This window comes from Candidatus Zixiibacteriota bacterium, assembly GCA_018820315.1.
Classification (GTDB): domain Bacteria; phylum Zixibacteria; class MSB-5A5; order JAABVY01; family JAHJOQ01; genus JAHJOQ01.
Genome location: JAHJOQ010000049.1, coordinates 1 through 4680, shown reverse-complemented (window position 1 = coordinate 4680; position 4680 = coordinate 1). Strand labels below are relative to the sequence as shown.

At 49.1% G+C, this 4680-nt stretch carries 3 protein-coding genes; 2 read left to right on the top strand and 1 reads right to left on the bottom strand.

Annotated elements, in window-relative coordinates; all coding sequences use genetic code 11:
- Window positions 1–239: 239 nt before the first annotated feature.
- On the top strand, window positions 240–2012 hold the full coding sequence (locus KKH67_04275; protein MBU1318394.1) for a M14 family metallopeptidase: 1773 nt from the start codon (window positions 240–242) through the stop codon (window positions 2010–2012).
- A gap of 122 nt (window positions 2013–2134) precedes the next feature.
- Complete coding sequence (locus tag KKH67_04270) at window positions 2135–4447, top strand: hypothetical protein (protein MBU1318393.1); 2313 nt, start codon at window positions 2135–2137, stop codon at window positions 4445–4447.
- A gap of 6 nt (window positions 4448–4453) precedes the next feature.
- Here the strand turns inward: KKH67_04270 and KKH67_04265 are convergent.
- Window positions 4454–4680 (bottom strand): flagellar FliJ family protein (locus tag KKH67_04265; GenBank protein ID MBU1318392.1); only part of this gene is annotated, 227 nt, incomplete at its 5' end.

Below are 4680 nucleotides of genomic sequence, written 5' to 3'. Positions count from 1 at the left end.
TCCGTGGGAGATCATTCAGCAAAGAGACAAGAATATCAGTCCCAAAGTCGCAATATTGCCAGCCCTCTTCTTAGATAATATCTTCAAGTCTCAGCTTGTTAAAACTAACGCAAGGGGGTACCTTCATGTTCAGTATCCCTGTGGATCGATGGATCGATGGATTTCCCTATTATTCATTGACACATGAACCGCTGAACACTATGATTGTCGATTATATGCTTTACAAAGAAGGAGGCACTATGACATGGATTTGGATATTTGCGTGGACAGCGATCTGCACACTACTCTGTCTTCCCACAGCAGCACTGGCGGGGGATAATCTTGAGACATTCTACGAGGCATCGAACCGGATGCAAACCCCACGCTATGACGAAACGGTCGATTACTGCATGAGACTCGATTCCACGTCTCAATATGTGAAATATACTAGTTTCGGCGTAAGCCCGCAAGGGCGCGATCTGCCTCTACTGATAGTGGACAAGAGCGGTGCCTTCAGCCCGCCGACAGACGACAGAATCGTGCTGATGGTTCTAGCATGCATACATGCAGGTGAACCCGACGGGAAAGATGCCGGGTTCTTACTGATCCGCGATTTCATCAGAGATGGCGAATTATCAAACCAGTTCGACAATCTGGTCCTGCTGTTTATACCGGTATTCAATGTGGACGGTCACGAACGATTCGGACCGTGCAATCGTATCAATCAGAACGGACCTCTCGATATGGGCTTTCGCGTCACGGCTCAGGGGTACAATTTGAACAGAGATTTCCTTAAGGCCGATTCCCCGGAAATGAGAGCTTGGTTGAACCTGTTCAATCAGTGGCTACCCGATTTCATCGTCGACTGTCATGTCACGGATGGCGCGGATTATCAGTATGTAGTAACCTATGCTATCGAAACCCACGAGAACCTGCCCGCACCTCTGCGATCCTGGATAAATGTTAACTTCGTCCCTGCTATCGACGCCGCGATGGTCGAATGTGGATTCCCAATTGTCCCGTATGTGATGACGAGGCATTATGAGAACATCACCGAGGGCATGTTCGGCCTTGTATGGCCTCCGCGATATTCGACTGGCTATGGAGCAATTCAGAATCGCCCGGCGCTGTTGATTGAGACGCACATGCTCAAGGATTATCATACGCGCGTCGATGGTACCCGTGCGATGATTGTGGAGCTTATTGGCATACTATCGGATCAGCGATCAGAGTTGAAACTGGCAGTACGGCAGACGGACATGCTTGTAGGCGAATCGATGGCGGGCGACTATTATAATCTTGGCTATAAGCGGGCACAAGACACAGCTCAGTTTATTGAGTTCAAGGGCTTCGATGTTTCTGTTGATTCCAGCGACATATCTGGCGCTGATTGGATTAAATGGGGCGGCACGCCTACAGAGTACAGAGTTCCATATCTGGATAGCTACTATCCTGTCGACTCAGCGATGATCCCATATGCCTATTTAATACCTCCCGAGTGGTCTGACGAGATCAATCTGCTGGAAGCCCACGGCATCGAGGTTTCACGTCTCGTGACGGAGCAGACACTCCAGATCGAGTCGTACCGATTCTCCGACCTGAAATGGGACAATGAGCCGTGGGAGAGCAGACACCTTCTCGACTTCACAATGACATCATTCAGACACTCCCGCACATTCCCTGCTGGCACGGCGGTGATTATTACAGATCAGAGGACTAACCAGGTGCTTGCGCACCTTCTCGAGCCAAAGGCGCCCGATTCATTCATTAGATGGAGTTTCTTCAACACGATTTACGATCAGAAAGAGTACTTCGAAATGTATGTTATGGAGGGTATTGCTCGCGAAATGATTCGGGAGAATCCGGAACTGCAGGGGATCTTCCAGGCAAGGTTGGAATCAGATTCCGCTTTCGCAACCAACCCGAGGGAACGACTCAATTTCTTCTATGAGAGATCGAGCTATGCGGACACGATGCTTTCCGTATATCCCGTCGGGAAGCTTCACTCGCGCGTCGACCTGAACCTGCAATAGAAAGGGGTGGACTTCGGTCAGATGTCTCATAGCTGCAACATTGTTCTTGCAAACAGGCGCGTCATTACTTATGATTGCTTCAATGTAAATCGTTGGCGGATAAGCTAAACCGAGGTTAACAAATGGACTTCTCAAGATATATTCTAAAAGCCATTTATGCTCTCTGTGCCATCTCCATTCTGCTGTTGCTATATGGCTACACAACAGACACATCGTACTGGGGGCTCGTGACTGCCAAGAGTCTAAACGGCCTTATATTCTATCCAATGATGGCTGCAGGCATTCTCTTGCTCTTTGCAGCTTGGCGCCATGCGACCACAGATTCAAGTCTGCTTCCCGATGCTAAGCCTCTCCCCGGTTCAATAGGTCTTGCAGGCGCCGCAGCCGCGGTGGTAATAATCTGGATTTTTGCAAGTGGAGGCTTTTTCTGGCGAAACATCTTTTCGGGACCGCTATCGATGTTCGGAAGTTACGCTGATATAATCAAATCCTACTCTGACCTCCCTCCTAATTTTGAGTTGACGGATCTCTGGGAGCAGACTGGTGCAATGCGGTTGATCGTAGCATTGCTGGGAGGATTGTATGTGTTTCTTCTGTATCAGATAGCACGGGGCATGTCAGATGACAAAAGAGAATCCTTACTTGCTTTCTTCTTCATGGCGGCATCCGGTGTCCTTGCTATTTTCACTTCCGCAAATGACTTCGCGGTTGTTGCGGTCCTAATGGCGCTTGTGACGTGGATCGCATTGATATTTCTTAAAGGCAGAATACCGATCTACGTTCTCGGAATCGTGCTTGTGTTTTCCGTCTTCTTTCACCCATTGCTTGTAATGTTTGCGTTGGCACTTCTGTATGTGAAGCTTGCCGGCAGTTTCCTCAGAAATGGTAAGCCGGGGATTCCATTGGTCCTGCTGATCGGAATGGCTCTGCTCGGAATCGGATTGTCGCTTCTTCAGAGCTTCCCTTTCACGTCGGTGTTCATGCCTGCATCTTCGGCTTCTGAACTGTTCACATCGAGCCACTTGTGGGGAGCCGCTAATCAATTGCTATTCGTGTCACACCTCATCGTCCTGATAGCGCTCCTGTCGGTCATCTATATGTTTGTGAGATGCAGGGTAACTCATCTGCATGGAATGCTGTTCGGATCATGGTTTGTGATGGCGCTCGCTTTCTACTTGTTCACTTGTTCCAACTATGGATGGGTACTCGGATATGCTTCGTCGGCAATTGTGGTAGTTCCTGCGCTTTTCTGGATAACATACGTCATAACCTGTCTTGAAACAGCATCTGCCAGGAGAGCATTCGCCTTTCTTGCAGTCACTAACGCCCTGGTTACGATTCCGCTCCTGGTGACTGTCCATTCATCCGAGGATGTCGCTGAAAGATTTTCGCGATTTCTCGCCAGGGAGAATGCGTTCGATGCGAGGTTTGAGGACGGAAAGAACGCCCTGCTTCTTGGCACAATGTATGCTGAACATTTCGAGCTCTACGATGATGCAGTAGCTGTGCTTGCTCAATATCATAGAAGGTATCCGCTGGATATCGTCGGCCGTTATGAATATGGCTGGGCGCAGTCAAATGCCACGACCGACCAGATTGACGGGATTGATATGATGAAGAAGCTGGAGATCGAGCTAATCGAGAGCAACAAACTCTTCTGGGAATTCAACTATCGAATGGGAACCAGATGGCTGCTCGGTAACAATCACACTTTCGCATCCATTGCGCTCGAACGAGCTGCAGCGGAAAAGAACACAGCGGATATAGCGAAATTGTTAGGCGGCGCATACATGACAATAAGAGTGCTCGATTCCATGGTGTCGAAGTTCAAACAGGCTATTGCGCTGGGAGATTCCTCACAGGAGAACTTCTACAGCGTCGCCTTTGGAGCGGAGCAGCTGAATGATTCAATCACTGCGATGGAGTATTACAAGTGTGGCATTAGTCTCTTTCCGGCTTATGTTCCAAATTATCAGTATGTGGCGCGCTACTACTTCCTAACAGGCAAGTATGACAGTCTTGAGGCGCTGGCTACACAAGGAATGGAGCACGTCGCAAGATCGCCGGAGCTGGAAGCATGTATGATTCTCGTTTATCATTACTCAGACCGCCCTGAGCAGAGGGATAGCCTTTACGAGTCCTTCATGGATTTCTTCCGAACTCAGCCGGAAGCGCTTAATCAGTGGGGAATATTCCTCGAGGAGAATGGCATGGTCTATGAAGGACGCAAGATGCAGGCTGCGGACGTCTCAATGGACTCGCGAAGTCTGCACACCGTGCTCAACTTCTACAATTACTACAAAGAGACAAATCGCCCCGATTCGGCGAGGATCATTATCGACCGGTTCATCGATGCCAATCCGGAGCCGGAAATCATGGAGGTGCTGCAGGCTGTTAGGAGATACGATACTATCATTTGGCCGAAGATCGAGTAGATTTGCTTATCGAGACGTTGATTGCTGCTGTCTGCAAACGGCGGTCGACGCGATTTCATCAGTCTCTTTTTGAAGCTGCAAGTTCATATCTCTGATGTACTCTTCTCTTCTGATCTCTTTCAGGCGTTCGAATTTCTTCTCTTCCTTGGTTGCCTTCTCGAGCGTCTCACGACATTCCTCTGAATGCAGGGATGCAGATGCTACTCTGCCGCTCTGATGACCTATCAAAAAGT

Coding starts and splice junctions, on each gene's coding strand:
- KKH67_04275 (MBU1318394.1), top strand. CDS start 240: ATGACATGGATTTGGATATTTGCGTGGACAGCGATCTGCACACTACTC.
- KKH67_04270 (MBU1318393.1), top strand. CDS start 2,135: ATGGACTTCTCAAGATATATTCTAAAAGCCATTTATGCTCTCTGTGCC.